Annotated in this window: 14 protein-coding genes; 7 read left to right on the forward strand and 7 right to left on the reverse strand. The window is 61.7% G+C overall.

All coding sequences use genetic code 11. The features are described 5' to 3' along the window. The first annotated feature begins 32 nt into the window (after positions 1–32). Complete coding sequence (locus NCR40_RS25575; protein ID WP_250469366.1) at positions 33–1070, forward strand: alpha-E domain-containing protein; 1038 nt, start codon at positions 33–35, stop codon at positions 1068–1070. 8 nt (positions 1071–1078) lie between these two features. Here the strand turns inward: NCR40_RS25575 and NCR40_RS25580 are convergent, their stop codons facing one another. Then, positions 1079–2140, reverse strand: coding sequence for a zinc-binding metallopeptidase family protein (locus NCR40_RS25580; RefSeq protein ID WP_250511049.1), 1062 nt, complete (start codon positions 2138–2140; stop codon positions 1079–1081). A 190-nt stretch (positions 2141–2330) separates the two neighbouring features. On the opposite strand from NCR40_RS25580, the gene NCR40_RS25585 reads away from it, so the two are divergent. Genes NCR40_RS25585 through NCR40_RS25595 form a run of 3 tightly spaced genes read left to right on the forward strand, consistent with a single transcriptional unit; the run spans position 2331 to position 9384 of the window. After that, positions 2331–5822: a transglutaminase family protein gene (locus tag NCR40_RS25585; RefSeq protein WP_250469368.1), complete on the forward strand. Its 3492-nt coding sequence runs from the start codon at positions 2331–2333 to the stop codon at positions 5820–5822. 29 nt (positions 5823–5851) lie between these two features. Continuing rightward, complete coding sequence (locus NCR40_RS25590; RefSeq protein ID WP_250511050.1) at positions 5852–8485, forward strand: circularly permuted type 2 ATP-grasp protein; 2634 nt, start codon at positions 5852–5854, stop codon at positions 8483–8485. Then, entirely contained in the window at positions 8482–9384 is a 903-nt protein-coding gene (locus tag NCR40_RS25595) for a transglutaminase family protein (protein WP_250494576.1), read from the forward strand. The genes NCR40_RS25590 and NCR40_RS25595 overlap by 4 nt, the downstream gene beginning before the upstream one ends. A gap of 56 nt (positions 9385–9440) precedes the next feature. Here NCR40_RS25595 and NCR40_RS25600 read toward each other — a convergent pair whose 3' ends face one another. Together NCR40_RS25600 and NCR40_RS25605 are read right to left on the reverse strand one after the other, a co-directional pair. After that, the gene (locus tag NCR40_RS25600; RefSeq protein ID WP_250511051.1) at positions 9441–10295 is read right to left on the reverse strand and encodes an oxidoreductase; all 855 of its coding nucleotides are present in this window, start codon (positions 10293–10295) and stop codon (positions 9441–9443) included. 121 nt (positions 10296–10416) lie between these two features. Further along, a complete protein-coding gene (locus tag NCR40_RS25605) occupies positions 10417–11382 on the reverse strand; it encodes a LysR family transcriptional regulator (RefSeq protein WP_250511052.1) in 966 nt (321 codons plus the stop codon). Between the two features lie 248 nt (positions 11383–11630). Between NCR40_RS25605 and NCR40_RS25610 the strand changes: the two genes are divergently transcribed. After that, positions 11631–12608 (forward strand): aldo/keto reductase, encoded by a 978-nt coding sequence (locus NCR40_RS25610; RefSeq protein WP_244830776.1) that lies wholly within the window; start codon positions 11631–11633, stop codon positions 12606–12608. A 58-nt stretch (positions 12609–12666) separates the two neighbouring features. Here the strand turns inward: NCR40_RS25610 and NCR40_RS25615 are convergent, their stop codons facing one another. Next, complete coding sequence (locus tag NCR40_RS25615; protein WP_244830774.1) at positions 12667–14022, reverse strand: TAXI family TRAP transporter solute-binding subunit; 1356 nt, start codon at positions 14020–14022, stop codon at positions 12667–12669. 136 nt (positions 14023–14158) lie between these two features. Beyond that, positions 14159–15016 carry a hypothetical protein gene (locus tag NCR40_RS25620; RefSeq protein WP_250511053.1) on the reverse strand — a complete coding sequence of 286 codons (858 nt, stop codon included), beginning with the start codon at positions 15014–15016 and terminating at the stop codon, positions 14159–14161. A 157-nt stretch (positions 15017–15173) separates the two neighbouring features. Between NCR40_RS25620 and NCR40_RS25625 the strand changes: the two genes are divergently transcribed. Next, positions 15174–16133 carry a D-2-hydroxyacid dehydrogenase family protein gene (locus NCR40_RS25625; RefSeq protein WP_250511054.1) on the forward strand — a complete coding sequence of 320 codons (960 nt, stop codon included), beginning with the start codon at positions 15174–15176 and terminating at the stop codon, positions 16131–16133. Here the strand turns inward: NCR40_RS25625 and NCR40_RS25630 are convergent, their stop codons facing one another. Next, positions 16134–16553, reverse strand: a complete 420-nt coding sequence (locus NCR40_RS25630) for a hypothetical protein (protein WP_250511055.1) — start codon at positions 16551–16553, stop codon at positions 16134–16136. A gap of 155 nt (positions 16554–16708) precedes the next feature. Between NCR40_RS25630 and NCR40_RS25635 the strand changes: the two genes are divergently transcribed. Continuing rightward, a complete protein-coding gene (locus NCR40_RS25635; protein ID WP_250511056.1) occupies positions 16709–17860 on the forward strand; it encodes a peptidyl-alpha-hydroxyglycine alpha-amidating lyase family protein in 1152 nt (383 codons plus the stop codon). Positions 17861–17869: 9 nt separating this feature from the next. Here NCR40_RS25635 and NCR40_RS25640 read toward each other — a convergent pair whose 3' ends face one another. Beyond that, positions 17870–19849 carry a DUF2339 domain-containing protein gene (locus tag NCR40_RS25640; RefSeq protein ID WP_250511057.1) on the reverse strand — a complete coding sequence of 660 codons (1980 nt, stop codon included), beginning with the start codon at positions 19847–19849 and terminating at the stop codon, positions 17870–17872. Positions 19850–20008 lie beyond the last annotated feature (159 nt).

Below are 20008 nucleotides of genomic sequence, written 5' to 3' on the forward strand. Positions count from 1 at the left end.
GCGAACCTTTATATCAACAACCGGGAAAACCCATGCTGAGCCGTACCGCGGATCATCTCTTCTGGATGGCGCGCTATACCGAACGCGCCGAAAACACCGCGCGCATGCTCGACGCGAACTATCAGCTTTCGCTCTTGCCGCAGTCCGACGAATATGCGGAACTGGGCTGGCGCGCGATGCTTTCCATCTCCGAACTAAGCGGCATCTATTCCGCCGCGCACCACGGCATGAAGAGCCACGAGGTCGTCGACTTCATGGCGCGGGACATGTCGAATCCCTCGTCCATCGTGAGTTGTCTGCGGGCTGCTCGCGAGAATGCGCGCGCTGTACGCAGTTCCACGAACAGCGAGTTGTGGGAATCGCTCAATACGACGTGGCTCGACTGTCAGCGCATGCTGGCCGATGGCATTCTCGAGCGCGAGCCCTATACCTTCTTCGAGTGGGTGAAGTTTCGTTCGCATCTCTCGCGCGGGGTTCAGCTCGGCACGCTCGTCAAGGACGATGCGTTTTACTTCATGCGTCTCGGAACCTTCATCGAACGTGCGGATAATACGGCTCGCATTCTCGATGTGAAGTTCGAGATGATGGAGCAGCGCGCCGATACCTCCGCGCAGCCGTTCGATTATCACCACTGGACCGCCGTGCTGGGCTCGGTATCGGGCTTCGAGGTGTATCGCCGAGTGTATCGCGATGTCATCACGCCCGAGCGCGTTGCCGGCCTCCTGATTCTCTATGGCGAATGGCCGCGCTCGCTTGCGGCGAGCATTGCCGAAGCGGAGCTGCTCATCCGTCATGTCACCAAGGGTCGCGAAACCGAGGCGTCGCGCCTGGCGGCGCAGTTGAGCGCCGAGCTTAGAACGGGACGCATCAGCGAGATTCTGCAAGCGGGGCTGCACGCGTATCTCGTAAGCTTCCTCGCGCGCGTGAACGATCTTGCAGGCCGTATCAGCCGCGAGTTTCTCTTGCCTATCGCTCCCGAGACGCCGGAAGCGACTCAGGAGCCCTCGCAAACGCAGACGCAAACGCAGGGGACGGGTCAGTCGCAGAGCCAGTCGCAAGGCTCCGCTTGAACGCGTCCCTAGCGTTTCGACGCCGCCGCGACGACGCGATGCACGAAGCGCAGCTTGTCGATCACCGCCGGGGCGAGCGTGAACGGATAACCATCGGGCATGCCCAGGCTGCGGTTCAGGCTGTTGAGCACATAGGTCAACGGAAACCAGCGTTTCATCAGGTTATCGAAGGTGGTTTCCTCGACAGGCGTCTGGTCGGTAAGCGTCGGTTCATGCGGACTGTCGGGGACGAGCGCGAGGCCGCAGGACACGGCGGTATCGAGCGTATCGACGATATGCAGGTAATGCGCCCAGGTCTCGGCCCAGTCCTCCCACGGATGCATCGTGGCATAGCTGCTCACGAAGTTCTCTTCCCAGTTGGGAGGCGGTCCCTCGTTGTAATGGCGCTGGAGCGCGGCGTTGTAGTCTTGCTGCTCGTCGCCGAATGCAGTGCGATATGGCGCAATTCGCGCGGTGTCGCCAATCAGGCGATCGAAGAAATAGTGCCCTGTTTCATGGCGGAAATGACCGAGCAAGGTGCGATACGGCTCATGCAGATCGGCGCGCGTTTTCTCGCGATGCGCATCGTCGGCTTCCGCGATGTTGAGCGTGATGATGCCGTTGTCGTGACCCGTCATCACGCCGTGGCCTTGCGAATCGCCTTCGAGAAAGCGGAATTCGAGGCCGCGTTCCGGGTCTTCCTGCCGCGAGATCACCGGCAGGCCGAGCTCGGAAAGCGTATAGAGCAAGCGCCGCTTGGCCGCCTCGATCCGATACCAGTAGGTGCGGTTGTCGGGATTGTCGAGGTTGGGAATGACGCTCGTGAGCTTGCAGGAGCAGCAGAGCGTTTCCGGCGAGTCGGCGGGAACCACCCAGTTGCAGACGTTCTCGACCTCGTAGTTATGACACGGGCGGTACAACATGTCTTTCGCGAGGGGATGCAGGCTTTTCCATTGGCCTTCGCCGGTTTCCTCGAATGCGCTGATCTGATTGAGTTCGGGCACGTAGCCAAGCCGCGCGCCGCAATTTTCGCAGTGTGTGTTCTCGAAGAACACGAGCTGATCGCAGCGGTTGCAGTGAAAAGTCTTCATCGTGATAGCCGGAAGGGGTGGAGTTCGCGTCGGAACCGACGCGGTGTTCGTGGATGCGCGCAGTCCACGCAATCATCGTGCCGCGTTAAGCGCTCTTCCCGCCTGGCGTTACAGCAACGCTTAAGCAACAGATAAGACGCGCACGATGCACTGTCCGTGTGCGGCGTCATTTGAATAAAAGGAGTCCGGTGTGTCCATTCGCGTCGCGTTGAACCATGTCACGCATTACCGTTATGACCGGCTCGTCGGGCTGTCGCCGCAAGTGGTGCGCTTGCGCCCGGCGCCGCATTGCCGCACGCCGATTCTGTCGTACTCGTTGAACGTCGAGCCCGAGGAACACTTCATCAACTGGCAGCAGGACGCGTTCGCCAATTACCAGGCGCGCCTTGTTTTCCCGGAGAAAACGCGCGAGTTCAAGGTGACGGTCGATCTCGTCGCCGAGATGGCGGTCTATAACCCGTTCGATTTCTTTCTCGAACCGTCCGCAGAAAAATTCCCGTTCGCCTACGCGCCGGATTTGCGCCACGACCTCGCACCCTACATGATCAAGCGCGAATTGACGCCGCGCTTTGCGGAGTTCATCGCGAGCATCGACCGTACGGAGACGCCGACCATCGACTTCATGGTCGGATTGAATCAACGTCTCGCCGATGAGATTCGCTACCTGATCCGCATGGAACCGGGCGTGCAGACGCCGGAGGAAACGCTCGTCAGCGCTGCCGGTTCGTGCCGCGATTCAGGCTGGCTGCTCGTCGAAACGCTGCGCCATCTGGGACTTGCAGCGCGCTTCGTCTCGGGCTATCTGCTGCAGCTCGCGCCGGATACGAAATCGCTCGACGGTCCGAGCGGCACGGAAGTCGACTTCACGGATTTGCATGCATGGTGCGAAGTGTTTCTGCCGGGCGCGGGCTGGATCGGTTTCGATCCGACCTCGGGCCTGCTCGCGGGAGAAGGCCACATTCCGGTGGCGTGCACGCCGGAACCGGACAGCGCGGCGCCCGTTTCAGGTGCAGTCGATGAGAGCGAAGTCGAATTCACTCACACCATGACCATCACGCGCGTGCTGGAAACGCCGCGTGTGACGAAGCCGTACAGCGAGGAAGACTGGAGTGACGTGCTGCGCATGGGCGATCAGGTCGATGCGCAGTTGAATGCTTCCGACGTGCGCCTGACGATGGGCGGCGAGCCGACCTATGTCGCTGTGCGCGACCGCGATGCGCCCGAATGGAACACCGACGCCCTCGGTCCGACCAAACGCGCCTACGCGGTCACGCTAATGGACAAGCTGCGCGCGGAGTACGGCGTGAACGGCTTCCTTCATATCGGCCAAGGCAAGTGGTATCCCGGCGAGCAGTTGCCGCGCTGGGCGCTGTCGCTATTCTGGCGTGCGGACGGCGAGCCGTGCTGGAGCGATCCCACGCTCTTCGCGGACGAACGCGAGCCCGCCAACTACACCGCCGAAGATGCCGAGCGCTTCATTCGCCATCTCGCGGGCAAGCTTTCCTTGGATGCAAAATACGTTCAGGCGGGCTACGAAGACAGTTGGTACTACCTGTGGCGCGAGCGTCGCCTGCCGGTCAACGTGGACCCGTTCGACTCGCGTCTCGACGACGAACTGGAGCGCGCACGGCTCTTCCGTGTGTTCGATTCCGGCTTGCCCTCGGTGACCGGCTACGCGCTGCCGATTGCCCGCGAAGCCGCCGACGGCACGCGTCCGGCGCACTGGGCGAGCGGCCCGTGGTTCTTCCGCGACGAGCGCATGTATCTGATTCCGGGCGATTCGCCGATGGGCTACCGCATGCCGCTCGATTCGCTGCCGTGGGTGGCCAAGAGCGACTATCCGTATCAGCACGAGCACGACCCGTTTGCGCCGTCCATGCCGTTGCGGCGGGCGGCTGAATTTCGTATGCAATATGCCGCCGACCTGGATTTTGAATCCGGTGTGCAAAATGCCGAGCCGGGCGCAGATGTTCTCGGCAGCGATGCGGCAGGTCCGGGGAAAGCATTGACCGGATCGTCAGCCTTGGGCGATGCATCGGCGTATTCGGCAAGCACTCGCATGCCCGAACGAGGCGAATCCGCGAAGTGGATCGCGCGTACCGCCGTGTGCGTCGAAGCACGCAATCCGGCGCGCGCCGCAGGTCCGAAAGCCGAAGCCGATGCGCTCAAGAAACACGGCAACGGCAATAAGCTCATGCATGTGTTCATGCCGCCGCTGACCTCGCTCGACGCGTATCTCGACTTGCTCGCCGCCGTCGAAGCCACGGCCGCCGACCTGCGTATCCCGGTGATCGTCGAAGGCTATCCGCCGCCGCGCGACACGCGTCTGAAGGTGCTGCAAGTCACGCCCGATCCTGGTGTGATCGAGGTGAACATTCATCCGGCATCTAACTGGAAACAGCTCGTCGAGCACACCGAATTTCTCTATAACGCGGCGCACGAGACGTATCTGAGCCCGGAGAAATTCATGCTCGACGGCCGTCATACCGGCACGGGCGGCGGCAACCACTTCGTCCTTGGCGGTGCGACTCCGCCCGACAGCCCGTTCCTGCGACGGCCCGATCTGCTCGCGAGCCTGATTGCCTATTGGCTCAACCATCCGTCGCTATCCACACTGTTCTCGGGTCTCTTTATCGGTCCGACGAGCCAGGCGCCGCGTGTCGACGAGGCGCGCAACGATCAGGTCTACGAGCTTGAAATTGCATTCAAGGAACTGCAACGCCAGCTCGATCTGCTGGGCGGTCGCGACAGCGCCACCGTGCCGCCTTGGCTCATCGACCGCATTCTGCGCAATATCCTGATCGATGTGACCGGCAACACGCACCGCGCGGAATTCTGCATCGACAAACTGTATTCGCCCGATGGTCCGACCGGCCGCCTCGGCCTGCTCGAACTGCGCGGCTTCGAAATGCCGCCGCACGCGCGCATGAGCCTCGTGCAGCAGCTTCTGCTGCGCGCGCTGGTCGCCCGCTTCTGGGAAAAGCCCTACACCGCGCGCCTTACGCGCTGGGGCACGGAGCTGCACGACCGCTTCATGCTCGGCAGTTTCGTGGAAATGGATTTCGAGGACGTGCTGGCCGACTTGCGCGAAGCCGGCTTCGCATTCGAGAAGAGCTGGTTCGATCCGCATTTTGAATTCCGTTTCCCGCTCGTCGGCGCCTACGACACCAATGGCATCGAACTGACGCTGCGCAATGCACTCGAACCGTGGCACGTGATGGGCGAGGAAGGTGCGATAGGCGGCACGGTGCGCTTCGTCGATTCTTCCGTCGAGCGGCTCGAAGTGCGGGCGCTCGGGCTCAACGGCGCCCGGCATGTCATTACCGTGAACGGCCGCCCCTTGCCGATGCAGCCCACGGGACGCGTCAGTGAATATGTGGCCGGCGTGCGCTTCAGAGCATGGTCGCAATCGGCGTCGCTGCATCCGACCATCGACGTGCATGCGCCGCTGACTTTCGATATCGTCGATACCTGGACGGGCCGCGCCATCGGCGGATGTCAGTATCATGTCGCGCATCCGGGCGGGCGCAATTATCAGACGTTCCCGGTGAATGCATACGAAGCGGAGAGCCGCCGGCGCGCGCGTTTCTTCGCGACGGGACATACGCCGGGCGCAACACAGATCGAGCCGCAGCAACGCAGCCTCGAATTCCCCTTCACGCTCGACCTGCGCTATCGTTAAGAAGCGCTCATTCACGGAACCAGACGATCTTGCCGTTTCAATCGACCTTGCCCTTCGACACGTCCGGTGCGCGTGTCGACGCACTCGCGCTGATGCGCACCTTGCCGGCGCGCGAAGGGCACTGGGACGAATTGCGCGATTCTTCCGGCCAGTTGCGCGAGCCCTGGCGCCAGTTTTTCGAATTGCTCGGTGAAGACGGTATCGAGCATCTGGATGAAGGCGTGGCCGCCGTTGCGCAGCAGATTCGCGACAACGACATCACGTACAACGTCTATGCCGATAACGGCGAGCCGCGCGCGTGGTCGCTCGACCTGCTGCCGCTTCTGATCGACGAAGAAGAGTGGGCCGTGATCGAACGCGGCGTCGCTCAGCGCGCGCGTCTCATGGAAGCGATCATGGCCGATATCTACGGCCCGCAGACGCTGCTGCATCGTGGTCTCTTGCCCACCGCGCTCGTATTCGGACATCCTGGCTATCTGCGTCCCGTGAAGGGCTACGTACCGCCTGGCGGGCGCTTTCTGCAGATCGTCGCGGTCGATCTCGCGCGCACGCCAAAGGGCACATGGACGGTCATGGCGCATCGGACCGAGGCGCCTTCCGGCCTCGGTTATGCGCTCGAAAACCGGCTCATCGTCGCGAGTCTATTTGCCGATCCGTTTCGTGCCATGCGCGTGAGCCGTCTCGCGCCCGCTTATGCGCAACTCATCGCGACGCTCGCACGCGCCGCACGCGCCACCATGCGCGACGACGATGGCGAACACGAAGAGACTTCGCCCGATGCACCGCATATCGCGCTCTTGAGTCCCGGACCATTCAGCGAGACTTACTTCGAGCACGTGTTCCTTGCGCGCTATCTGGGCGTGACGCTCGTGGAAGGCAAGGATCTGACGGTGCGGCATGACAAGCTCTATCTCAAGACGCTCGCGGGTTTGTCGAGAGTGCATGCAATATTACGGCGGCTCGACGACGCATTTTGTGATCCAGTCGAGTTGCGCGGCGACTCGACCATCGGCGTGCCGGGACTGCTGCAGGTCATGCGCGCGGGCAACGTGATGGTGTCCAACGTGCCGGGGGCGGGCTTCACCGAATCTCCCGCGCTCAATGCATTCCTGCCGGGTATCGCCGATGCCTTGCTCGATGAGTCGCTCGACTTGCCGACCGTGCCGACGTGGTGGTGCGGCGAGCCCGCCGCGCGCGAGGAAGCTTTCGAGCAACTGGACCGAGCGTTGCTCGCGCCGACGTGGCCGGGCGCGCAAACCGACCATCCGCCGGGCATCGACGCGGGCGTGCAGGACCTGGCGGAATGGCGCGAACGGATTGAACGCTCGCCGGATGTTTTCACCGTGCAGGAGAACCTGCAGTTTTCGAGCGCACCGCGTTTCAATGATGGCGCGTTGGGTTCGCGTCCCTGTGTGCTGCGCGTGTATGCCATTGCGAACATCGACGGCGGCTTCAGCGTCGTGCCGGGCGGCTTCACGCGGCTTGCCGCAGACCGGCGAGCCACGGTGTCCATGCAGTTCGGCGGCAGCAGCGTGGATACGTGGGTGCTGTCGAGTCAACCGGTGCCGGCCGCATCGCTGTTGCCTTCGCCGATGAAACCGGGCGACGTGCGCGCGCGCCGCACGGTGTCGAGCCGCGCGGCGGAAAATCTTTTTTGGGCGGGCCGCTACAGCGAGCGCTCGGAGAACAACGTGCGCCTGTGCCGCCTGCTTTTGGGCACGCTCGAAGTCAACGACAACGGCGATCTGTTCCCGACGCTTGCCGACTTCGCGGCGCAATGCGGCCTGATTCCATCGATCGATACGCCCGCGCGCAGTTCTCCGCAAGCCTTCGAGCGCGCATTGGTGATGGGTCTTGCAAACCGGTCGACGAGCATCGGCGGCAATCTCGCGGATCAGGCGCGCGCCTCGGGCGAAATTCGCGACCGTCTTTCCAACGATCACTGGCGCAACATTCTCGCGTCGCGTAACGATTTCCGCGATGCCCTCGCGCTGCTTGCGCTGCCTTCGGCGAGCGGAAGTCCGAATGCGAGCGGAAGCGGCGAGTCCGCGCCGCCGGTCAGCAGGCACTACGACCGCGTAATGCTCGCGAATGCGCTCGAACATCTGGCGACGCAGCTATCCGCCATCAGCGGTGCGCAAGGCGACCGCATGACGCGCGACGAAGCGTGGCGGCTGCTCTTCATTGGCCGGCATATCGAACGCGTCGCGAACATGGCGAGCTTCGTGCGCGTGGCTGCCGAGCACGGCACGTTGACCACACCGGCAGGCTTCGACTTGTTGCTGCAGCTTTTCGACAGCACGTTGACGTATCGATCGCGCTATCCGGGACGGCTGGAAGTGCCGGCGCTCATCGACATGATCGTGCTGGATGAAACCAACCCGCGCGGCCTCGTCGGCGTGTATGTCCGCTTGCGCAAAAAGCTCGATGAAATCGCGGCGGCGGCGGGCGGCGCGCGTCGAACGCATTTTGCATTCATCATGCCGCATGCAGAATCATTTCCGAGTCTCGAGTCGCTGTGCGAGACGGACGAAGACGGCCGCTTCGCCAATCTGATCGAACTGTGCGACCGGCTCATGAGCGCCGTGGGCGTGGCTTCGAACGAGGTAAGCGCGCGTTACTTCAGCCATGCGAACACGCTGGCCTCGCAGGTATCTTCATGACCGTATCCAGCAACCCCGAAGCCACGACGCTCGCGGTCACGCATCGCACCACGTATCGTTATTCGACGCCTGTCGAGATCGCGCAGCATCTCGCGGTGATTCGCCCATTGCATTGCCCGTGGCAACAGGTGATCGCGCACACGGAGCGGATCGAGCCGGTGCCGTCCTATGTGCACAGCCGAGTCGATGCGTTCGGCAACGACGTGCTGTACTTTTCGCTCGATGCGCCGCACGAGCGTCTTTCGATGACGAGCGAGACCACGGTGCGGCTCGTGCCGCGCTGGAATGCGTTCGATCCCGCCGAAACGCCGCCGTGGGAAAAGGTCGTGCAACGCCTGCAATACCACGCGGGCGCGCGGTTCTTCGCGGAGAGCGAGTTTTGCTATGCGTCGCCGAACATCGCGCTCGATCAGGCGTTGCGCGAGTACGGCGCACAGAGCTTCGAGGCCGACACACCGCTCGTCGTGGGTGCAATCGATCTGATGCATCGCATTCATGCGGATTTTGAATACCGCCCGTCGTCGACTGCGTTCGATACACCCGCCACGCGCGCCTTCGACTTGGGTCACGGCGTATGCCAGGACTTCGCGCAGGTGATGATCGGTTGCCTGCGCTCGCTCGGCTTGCCGGCGCGCTACGTGAGCGGTTACTTGCGCAACGACCCGCCGCCGGGCCAGACCCGGCTGATCGGCGCGGATGCCTCGCATGCATGGGTTTCAGTGCATTGCCCGCAGAGCGGCTGGGTCGATCTCGATCCGACCAACGACGTGCTGGCGGATCTCGATCACATCACGCTCTCCACGGGGCGTGACTACACGGACGTGTCGTTATTGCGCGGGATGATTCTCGGCGGCGGGTCGCACCACATAGACGTGGCGGTGAACGTGCTGGCGTTGTAAGTCTGGCATTCTGCATTCAACAGACCGCATGCAGAATGCCCTATTCATCAGCGCACTCATTGGCCTTCCGGGAAGTCCGCGCCCAGCGTCACCGCTTCCCAGCCATCGAAGTCCTTGCGCAGGGCTTCGACTTTCAGGCGCGCGTTGGTGAGCGCGGCCTTGCCGAGCAAGAGCCGCAACGGCGGATTGTCGCTTTCGACCGCCTTGATGATCGCTTCGGCGGCACGCACCGGATCGCCCGGCTGCTTGCCGCTGTAGTTGCGCACCATATCGACGCGCGCCTTCGCGGTCTCGGCGTAATCGTCGATGGTATGCGGCGCCTGATTCGCCGAGCGGCCCGCCCAGTCGGTGCGAAACGGTCCCGGCTCGACGATGAGCACCTTGATGCCGAGCGGCTTGACTTCTTGCGACAGTGATTCCGACAAGCCTTCGACCGCGAACTTCGTCGCATGATAGAAGCTGATGCCCGGGAACGCGATGATCCCGCCGACCGACGAAATATTCACGATGGTCCCGCTCTTTTTCGCGCGCATGCCCGGTAGCACGGCTAGGGTCATATCGACCAAGCCCCAGACGTTGATTTCAAACATCTTGCGCACTTCTTCGCTTTCGCTTTCTTCCAGCGAGCCGAAGTAGCCGATGCCCGCGTTATTCACGAGCACGTCGATGCGGCCGAACTTGGCCGTCGCATCGCGCACTGCGGCTTTGACCTGAGCAGGGTCGGTGACATCGAGCGTGAGCGCAAGCGCCAGATCGCCGTACTCCTTTGCAAGATCTTCGACGGCCGCGACGTTGCGCGCGGTGATCACGGTCGGGTAGCCGAGGCCCAGGGTCTTGGCGGCGAGCTCACGGCCGAAGCCGGTCGAACATCCGGTAATGAACCAGACGGGTTTGTCAGCGGTCGTTGCCATGTGCGATTCTCCGTTAGAAAACGTTATTTCGTGAGCAATTCGCGAGCATGATCCATTCCCTGCTTGTGCGACAGCGTCTGGAGATTCAAGCCCTTATAAGCGCCGCTGACAGACAAAGACTTCAAAGCGCCTGACGAATCAGCATATCGACGCTTGGCCTATGTTCGATGTCTTGCTGCGAAGTCGGGAGCCCGTCACGCTCATCGCGAAGAAATTCGATGAAGGCGCGCAGCTTCGGCGCGACATGACGGCGGTCCGGGTAGTAAAGCGTATAGCCGGGCAGTGGCGGGCTCCAGTCGGCGAGGAGGCGCACGAGCCGGCCTTCCTCGATGAATCGCTCGATATAACCATTGATCATATAAGCGATGCCGATGCCATCCAGCGCCGATTGCACGAGCGCAGCCGAGTCATTGAGAATGAGCCGACCTGTCACGACGAGATCAAGCGATTCCCCATTTTTGTTGAAACACCAGCGCTCGATCTGTCCGGTGCTGATCAGACGAAAGCTTATACAGTCGTGCGCCGCCAGATCATGCGGATGCTTCGGAACGCCGCGCCGTGCAAGATAGTCAGGCGATGCGACGATATGCGCTTCGATGGGCGGCCCGATCCGTACGGCCACCATATCGCGCTCGACACGATCGCCAAAACGAATGCCCGCGTCGAAGCCGCGCGCCACGATATCGACGAGCGAATTGTCGATGCACAGGTCGACGCGAATCTCCGGATAACGTTCGAGAAAGCGGCGTAACACGGGCTGCAGCACGATCATATGACCCGAGCGCGCCACCGTAATGCGCAAGGTTCCGGACGGTCGTTCGGCCGCCGCGCCGAGTTCTTCCGAAGCGAGCGCGAGTTCGCGCACTGCGGGCAAGACGCGTTCGAAGAATTTTTCTCCGGCTTCGGTAAGGCTCACGCCGCGCGTATTGCGCGAGAACAACGCGAGGCCCACGCGCTTCTCAAGTGTGCGAATAGCCTGACTTACGGCGGAGGGCGACACGCCAAGCCGCACGGCAGCGGCGGAAAAGCCCTTTTCCTCGGCTACGGCGACGAACGTCATGATGCCGTCCAACTGATCCTGATGCATGCACGCATTCCTCGAACGAATATCGGCGCTTCCTTGCAAGCCACGCGAGCTTGAACATCTGATAAAGGCGCTTCGAAGCAGGGCATGTTAGCAGCAGCGGACGCTACCGGCAGGAGTGAAGGGATGCGTCAAGCGCGAATTGCCATGCAGGCTTTTAAGGCTGGCTGAAAGCGCGCCGGGGCTGCATGCGCTAAGGTAGAGAGCTTGGTTGCCTACACGCTTGTTCGCCTTGAATGGAGAATCACACGATGGAATACGTGAAACTGGGCTCGACCGGACTCGAGGTCTCGCGCCTGTGTCTCGGCTGCATGACGTTCGGTGTGCCGGAGCGCGGCACGCATCCATGGACGCTCGACGAAGAAAAGAGCCGCCCGATCATTCAGCACGCGCTGGACGCGGGCATCAACTTCTTCGATACCGCCAATACCTATTCGGATGGCACATCGGAGGAGATTGTCGGCCGCGCATTGCGCGACTTCACGCGACGCGACGATATCGTCATTGCAACGAAGGTCTTCAATCGCATGCGTCCCGGTGCGAACGGTGGTGGCTTGTCGCGCAAGGCTATCTTCAACGAGATCGATAACAGCTTGCGCAGACTCGGAACGGATTACGTCGATCTCTACCAGATTCATCGATGGGACTATACGACCCCGATCGAGGAAACCCTCGAAGCGCTGCATGATGTCGTGAAGGCGGGCAAGGCGCGTTATATCGGTGCGTCTTCGATGTATGCGTGGCAGTTCAGCAAGTCGCTGTATCTTTCGCGTGCCAAAGGATGGACCGAGTTCAAGACCATGCAGAACCACTTGAACCTGCTGTATCGCGAAGAAGAGCGGGAGATGCTGCCGCTTTGCGTGGATCAGGGCATCGGCGTATTGCCGTGGAGTCCGCTTGCACGAGGACGCCTGACGCGGGACTGGGATGCGACGAGCGCAAGACAAGAGTCGGATGCATTCGGCAGCACGCTGTATCGAACGGACGATGCGGACCGTGCAGTGGTCGAAGCCGTTGCCGCCGTCGCTCAAGCGCGTGGAGTACCGCGTGCGCAGGTTGCATTGGCTTGGGTTGCACAGAAGACGCCTGTGAGTGCGCCGATCATCGGTGCGTCCAAGGTGGGACATATCGACGATGCAGTTGCTGCGCTCGAATTGAACCTGACCGACGAGGAAATCGCGCAGCTCGAAAAGCCTTACGTGCCGCACGCGGTGGCCGGGTTCAAGTAAGCGTTTCGGCGTCAATGGCTGCGTTGTCCATGAGATGACGCAGCCATCGTCGAGGATGCTAAACCTCGCTCGCGGCTTTTCGCGTGACGGCCGAAAGGCGCGACCTGACGAAGCCGATATGTTCGCGCAAAACGTAAAGCGCATCCGCATACGCAAGCGGCACTTTGAGCGTGTTCAACGACTCCTCGATGTAATCGAGTTCGACCAGCAGGCCCTTGCGCTCTTCATCGTTCGACATTCGCATGGCGCCGCGTTCGACCGCCAGCAACGCGCCGTAGTAACGATAGATTCGCGACCTCACGCGCCATCGATACAAGCCTGGCACGATCCGCAGCGCCGGAAAAATCAGCACCGCCACGGGCAGCAACAACACGAGCGCGCGATCCGCGATATTCGCAAGCCAGAACGGCAGCACGCGGTAAAAGAAGCCCTTGCCGGAATGGTAATAACGGTTGGCGTCCTCGCTGATCGGAAACTCATGCGCGACGAAATTCGGAAACTGTCCGCCGCGTTGCAAGAGTCCGGGCTTGCCATGCACTTCCTGCGCGGCTTCGATCAATAGATCGGATAGCGCGGGATGCAGCGTTGGACGCGCGACGAGTTCGACGGTTGGCGCAACCAGATGCACGGTCTCGGACGGCACGCGACGGCCCAGATCGAGCACGCCTGGCGGCAGATCGATCTCATCGAGATAGGGAAAAACACGCGTATAAGCGCGCGCTTCCTGAAAGTCCATTACCGAGACGCCAGGTACTTTCAAGATGCGCAGCATGAGTGCGCGTGTGGCGGAATCGCCGCTTAGAAAGACGGCATCGACCTGATTGCTGACGAGTTGCGTGGCCGCGTCCAGGCCGTCTGTTGCAAATAGCTCAGTGCTTCCACCCGGTCTGATGCCATTCGCTTCGAGCAGCTTGAGCGACAGCATGCGCGTGCCGCTGCCTTCACGGCCGATTGCAATGCGCTTGCCTTCGAGTTGCGAAAGCTGCGTCAGCCCCTTGCCGCGATAGAACACGACGAGCGGGACATACGACACGCTGCCGAGCGATATCAACGATGACGCATGCTCCTTGCTCGCCACGCCACCCTGCACGAGCGCGAGATCGATTCTCTCCTTCGGATCGAGCAGACGATGCAGGTTCTGCACCGAGCCATCCGATGGCATTACCTTGAGCGTGACGCCGTTTCTCGCGAGGATCTTCGCGTACTCTTCGGCGTAATAGTAGAACGAGCTGTCGGTTTGTCCCGCGCTTATGGTGATGGTGCGAGGCGGCGCGGGATCGAGGAGCCAGAAGACCAGCGCCCCGGCGATGGCAAGCGCAAGCACGACAGGCCCGGCAGTCCAGGTGAGATCGTGCAGCACGCTATGCGTATGTTCGTGTGGCAGATACGGGCGCTTCGCGTCTTGCCGCTTCATGAGTGAGCGACCCTGAAGGTCCGGCAAGCACAGGCATGATTGACCATGGCGAGTCTCGTTGATGAGCGGCGTTGACCCGCAGTGTACCGCTTACAGGCGGTAAGGCATGCCCGTCATGCCCGTCATGCTCGCCGCATCACGCCCAATGCGCGGGCACCCAGAATCTGCCGACCCAGTGCGCGGGAACCCACACGGCAGGGCGCGGCGCCGGTGCGACATAAACCGTCGCTGCGGGCGGCGGCGGAGTCGCGACGACGGGCGCTGCGATCACCGTCGTCGTGCTGGCCGTCACGGTGCTACCCGTGACCACGGTGGCGCCATGCGAGCCGCTGCTGGCCACATAAGCACCCGACGTACCCGATGTCACCACGACGCCCGGCGCGACGCTCGTAGCGCTTCCTGAGTGCGTTACGCTGCCGCCGCTCGCGGTGTTCACCGTGCCCGAGCGATTGCAGGTGTAGCCCGCGCAATTCGTGGATGCGTTATGCGTCGAGGTGTTGCCGTTGGGTCCGGTCACCGACCCCGTCGATGAGTACTGGCCGACGCCGTTGCGCGTGACGGTGCTGTCGGTGGTGGTGGTCTTGCCGTTCGGCGTGGTCATGTTGCCGGTGTGATTGCAGCTGCCGCCGGCGCAGTTCGTATCGCCGGAGTGCTGCACGGATCGTCCTTCCGGACCCACGGCGGTGCCCGAGTTCGCGAACTGCCCGGTGCCGGTTCGCGTGACCGTGCCGGTGTTGGTCGCCACGCCGCCCCACGGATTCATGTAGCCGCCGGCATGCGAGCAACTGCCGCCACCGCATGAACCCGCGTGCGCGCCGTTATATTCGCCACGGCCGGTGTAGGCGGAGCCTGAGCGGGTCCAGCCCGCGAAGGCCGAGCTGCTTGCAAATGCGAGCGCCGCGGTGGTGACAATCACGAGTACATGACGCAGCGCGCGAGCAGTCGCATGCGTGCCGGATGGGTTCGATACGGTGACGTCTGATCTGCTTTTCACGGGAAGTCCCTTCGATTCGTGGGTGGCGATGCAGATCACTATAGGGAAAGCGTCTCGCGCAGTCTCTTCCAAACTTATTTCACGAGATGTCGCGCCGACGCGAAATCGCGCTTTGCGTCACACTAGGGCCTCTTCGTTAGCAGCAGAGCCATTCATCATGTCTATCGCGTCTACTTCTTCGGTCCGCGTCGCCATACTCGACGACTACCAAAATGTCGCACTCAAGCTCGCAGACTGGTCGCCGCTCGAAGGCCGCGCCGAGATCACCGTCTTCAACGATCACATCGCCGAGCGCGATGCTTTGCTCAAGCGCCTCGAACCCTTCGATGTCATCTGCGCCATGCGCGAGCGCACGCCGCTCACGCGCGACATCATCGAGCATTTGCCAAGGCTCAAGCTGATCGCATCGACGGGTGCGGCGAATGCATCCATCGATCTCGACGCAGCTGGCGACCGTGGCGTCGAGGTCAGGCACACGGGTTACTCGTCGACAGCCACTATCGAGTTCACCTGGGCGCTCATCCTCGCGACGATGCGCAACATTCCCGCCGAGAATCGTTCGTTGCAAAGCGGCGGATGGCAGGTTGGCCTCGGCACCGAACTCGCGGGCAAGACGCTCGGGCTTCTGGGTCTCGGGCGTATTGGTTCGGCAGTCGGCGTGATCGGCCGCGCGTTTGGCATGAACGTGATCGCGTGGAGCCAGAACCTTACCGAGGAACGCGCGCAAGAGAAAGGCGTGCAGCGCGTCGATAAGGAAACGCTCTTTCGCACGTCGGACCTGGTGTCCATTCACTTGCGGCTATCGGAGCGCACGCGGCATCTCGTGAGCGCGCCTGAATTCGCGCTGATGAAGCCGACGGCGCGGCTCGTGAATACGTCGCGCGGGCCTATCGTCGATCATGCCGCCTTGCTCGATGCACTCACGTCGAAGCGAATCGCAGGCGCGGGGCTCGACGTGTATGACGAAGAACCGCTCGCCGCGGACGATCCACTGCGCTCGCTGCAGAACGTGCTTGCAACGCCGCATATCGGCTATGTCACGGAAGAGTTGTATCGCACGTTCTATAAAGACACGGTGCGCAATATCGTCGAATGGATGGATGCAACCAAGGCGTAGTCATGGTTGCTTCGGCGGCTGCGGATTGCGTGCAGGGTTCGTATCGATCTTTCTGATCTCGCTGATCGCTTCGCTGTTCAGCGCGATCAGGTCGGCTTCGAGTGCATCGGCGAGCCGCTTGTCATAGACCTCTTGCCCTTGCACATGGAAGGTGAACCACTCGATGTACTTGGCCTTCTTCACCGGGTCTTCAATGGTGTCGCGCGTCCATTGATAGAGCGGATAGTGTTCCGTTCCCTCGCGTTCCGCTTCGGCGACGTAGCCCGCGAAGGCATCGAACTGACATTGCAACTCGGCGTCATGCGTTCGCAATAGCGAAGCGAGCGGCGCGAGCGCAACGTCATCCATGTTTTGGCGAGCCTTCGTCGCATAGTCCGGCGCGAGCCTGATTCTTACCTGATATTGCCATGCATCGCTCATGATGCGCTTCTCCCTTTAGTCCTTTCAGATTCGAAAGCAGTTGCGCGAACTGCGCGCGTGTCTCGCTTCAAATACACTACACTTCCTCTCGCATCGTCAGAAGCTTGAAGCGACGATGCCCGTCCATGCAGGCGACGAACAAGAGGAGGGTAACGATGAGCCTTCAGCACTCGATGTTCTGCCCATGCTGCGAAGTCATGCAGCCGGGCGTCGCAAGCCGCCGTCGCTTTCTCGCGATGGCCACGCAGAGCGCAGCGGCGCTCGCACTGTTCCCGCATCTTGCTTATGCAGACGACAGTGTGCCATCTCTATCCTTCGACTCCATACCCTATCCCGTGCGCTTGCCGACCGACATGTACCTCGGCGAATGCTCGGGCGTTGCGGTCAATTCGGCGGGGCACATCTTCGTTCTTTCGCGCGGTAACAGCACAGGTCCCGCGTATGGCGCGGCGGCCGCGCAACTCCTGGAGTTTGATCGCAATGGCCGCTTCGTGCGCGAGATTGGCCACAACCTCTATGCGTGGTCGTTCGCGCATACGGTCAAGATCGACCGGCACGACAACATCTGGGTGACGGATAAAGGCTCGGACATGATCATCAAGTTCACGCCTGAAGGACGCGTGGCGATGGTGTTCGGCCGCAAGCAGGAAGCAGCGGACGAAGAAACCGCGCCGCTCAAGCATCCGAACCCGCCGCTGGCTTCGGAGCCGGGACGCTTCAGGCAAGTGACCGACGTTGCGTGGGACACGGCAGGCAACACTTATATAAGCGATGGTTATATCAACTCGCGCGTGGCGAAGGTCGATAACGACGGCAATTGGATCAAGTCGTGGGGCGAGCGTGGCAAGGCGCCGGGGCAGTTTCATACGCCGCACAGCATTACCGTCGATGCAAACAACATGGTGTACGTCGCCGATCGCAGCAACCGTCGCATTCAGGTCTTCGACACGGAAGGCAACTTCCAGCGCCAATTCACAATCGACGTACCCGTACCGCCGGATGCGCGTCCTTCTATTGGCAACATGCCGGATGAAGCCGCGATTGCGGCGGGCACTTTCGCGCCCGGATCGCCCTGGGCCATCTGCATCTCACCGGGACCGAACCAGGTGCTCTATAGCGCCGATGCCTTTCCAGGCCGCATCTACAAGCTCTCGCTCGACGGCAAGCTGCTCGGCGTGCTTGGCCGTGCCGGCAAGCAGTTGAAGCAGTTCGGCTGGATTCACGAGATGGCGTGTCCATCGGAGAACACGCTCTTCGTCGCGGAACTGCTCAACTGGCGCGTGCAGAAGCTCGTGCTTCATGCATAGACGCTATGCTCAGTTTTGCTTGCCCCGCATCGACATAATCGGTTTGGGCAGCGGGTCCTTACCGGTTTCACGCCATGCGCGCAGCGTATCGAGCGCGACTGAGTTGCGTACATAGCGATGCCATACGAAGGCGAGATCGAATATCAGAATGGCCAGCCACCACGCATAGAGAAACAGCAGCGCACCGATCACCACGGGCCATAACGGCTTGTTTGCGAGGTCGCCCCAGAGTCGCACGCCGACGATGAGGATTGTCATCAACGTGCCCGCTGCGACGAGCACGCGGCGTCCCCATCGCGGTTTGCGCGGCGCGAACCATCCCGTCAGCGCGACGATCAGCGCGGCCAGGGTGAACATGATTTTCCCGGTGAGCGCGCTGGGCGCATCGCCATCATGCGTGACTGGACTCGCGAGGAACTCGGCAACGCCATTCAGGATCACGAGCCAGAAAATGGCGACGCCCGCGACGAACGCAGCAAGCGCGACGAGACGCCAACGTAGCCGTGCAACCGGATGCGTGGCGCCGCTCGCCTTGACGAGCCGCGGTATGCGTGCGGCCACCGTCGTGCCCATCAGAAGACACGCGAGCGCGAACACCGAGCGCGTCAGGTATATAAACGCTGGCGCCGTGCTCGCGCCGCTCGCACCTGAGGTGGCCGTGACTGCCTTGTAGATGAAGAACACGGCCATGAGATGAAGCGCGAAGCTAAGCAGATAAGGAATCGCCGTGCCGACCATGCCGCGTAACGGCAGATTGCCCGGCGCCTTCGCGGTGTTCTTGCGCAGCACCACGTCTTCGATGAAATGGCCGAAGACATTCGAGTCCGTCCAGTAATCCGTATGCGCCTTGCCCGGCAGCCAATAGCGAGAGAAGCCGATGTCGTGCTTGTCTGCATCGAACTCGAAAGCCTCGCAGCCGCGCTGTTGCAGAAAGTCGCGGGCGGTATCGAGCGCGAAGCCGACCGGATCGCCGAAGTCATAGTAGTTGCGCCAGCGAATACGCGAGGGCAGTGTCAATGGCCCACCCGGACGATCGACTTGCGTGATGCACTCTCCTTGCACTTCGCTTCGAAGTTGCATGCCGTCCCAAAGTCTTGGCCACAAGAGGATGTGCTTGTCGATGGGTGAACCGATCGTCATGAAGCCGCGCAGACTCTGTACCCAGCTCGTATCGATGACTTGCTTGTGGTCTCTAGGGTCCGCTGCCGTCGGAGCGGAAAGCGCCTGCAGAATGCCCAGAAAACTGATCACCGTACCTTCGCTGTGCGCGACGATATACACCTCGGGCGGACACTGACAGCGCTCGGTGACGAGCGCGACGAGACGCTCCATCACGCGATGAAACCGGAACACGATGGTGTCGCGATGCTGCTTGAAATCCGCGACAAGCTGCACGTCGCCCACATAGTCGCGCAGCACGGGCGCTAGATCGAACTTGAAGATGCCGGCCTTCTCGGTCACGGCAAGCAGGCTTTGCATGATGGCGACGGTTTCGACCACTTCCTCCACCACACCCGCGGCGAGCGAGAAATCGGCTGGTTCCAGCTTGCGATCCGCGACGGTCAGCATGTATGCCGCCTGCGCGCGGCTCACGATGGACAACCCCCAGGCCTTGCTTTCTTCGAGCGTGTCGTCCTGTTTGACCACTTCGCGCGGGATGTCGGCCCAATACACTTCCGCGAAGCCAAGCGCGGAATAGAACTCGCGCTGCTCGGCGGTATAAGGACCGCCTTGCGGCAGATCGAGCTGGCGTACATCCACTTCGCCGACACCCGCGATATCGAAGTATCCCAACGGCATGACGGGCAATGGCGGATCGTAGCGTGCGCCGAACTGGCTCGCGACCGAACGCACGGTATCGCTGTGCAGTTGATTGCCGATGCCGTGTATCGCCACGACGATCTTCTGAACGCGCGGCTTCATGGGGACGTTGGTGGCTTGCTCGAGGTTGCCCGAGTCGGAGGCGGCGGGGCGTGAGGCGTCGTTCATGGGCGTCTCCTGGCGTCGGGGCGCGGGCGCTTGCTGGCTGGACGATGCGGTACGGGCTGTTGCGCCAGATGGAGATTAGTCTATTTTTGTGCGCATGGCTTAGTGTTTTGCATTTTGTGTACCGGCGTGCTGTATGTTGCACGCAAGACCAAAGGTTGT

Origin of the sequence: Caballeronia sp. GACF4, assembly GCF_023631025.1 — a bacterium.
In the GTDB taxonomy this organism is placed as follows: Bacteria; Pseudomonadota; Gammaproteobacteria; order Burkholderiales; family Burkholderiaceae; genus Caballeronia.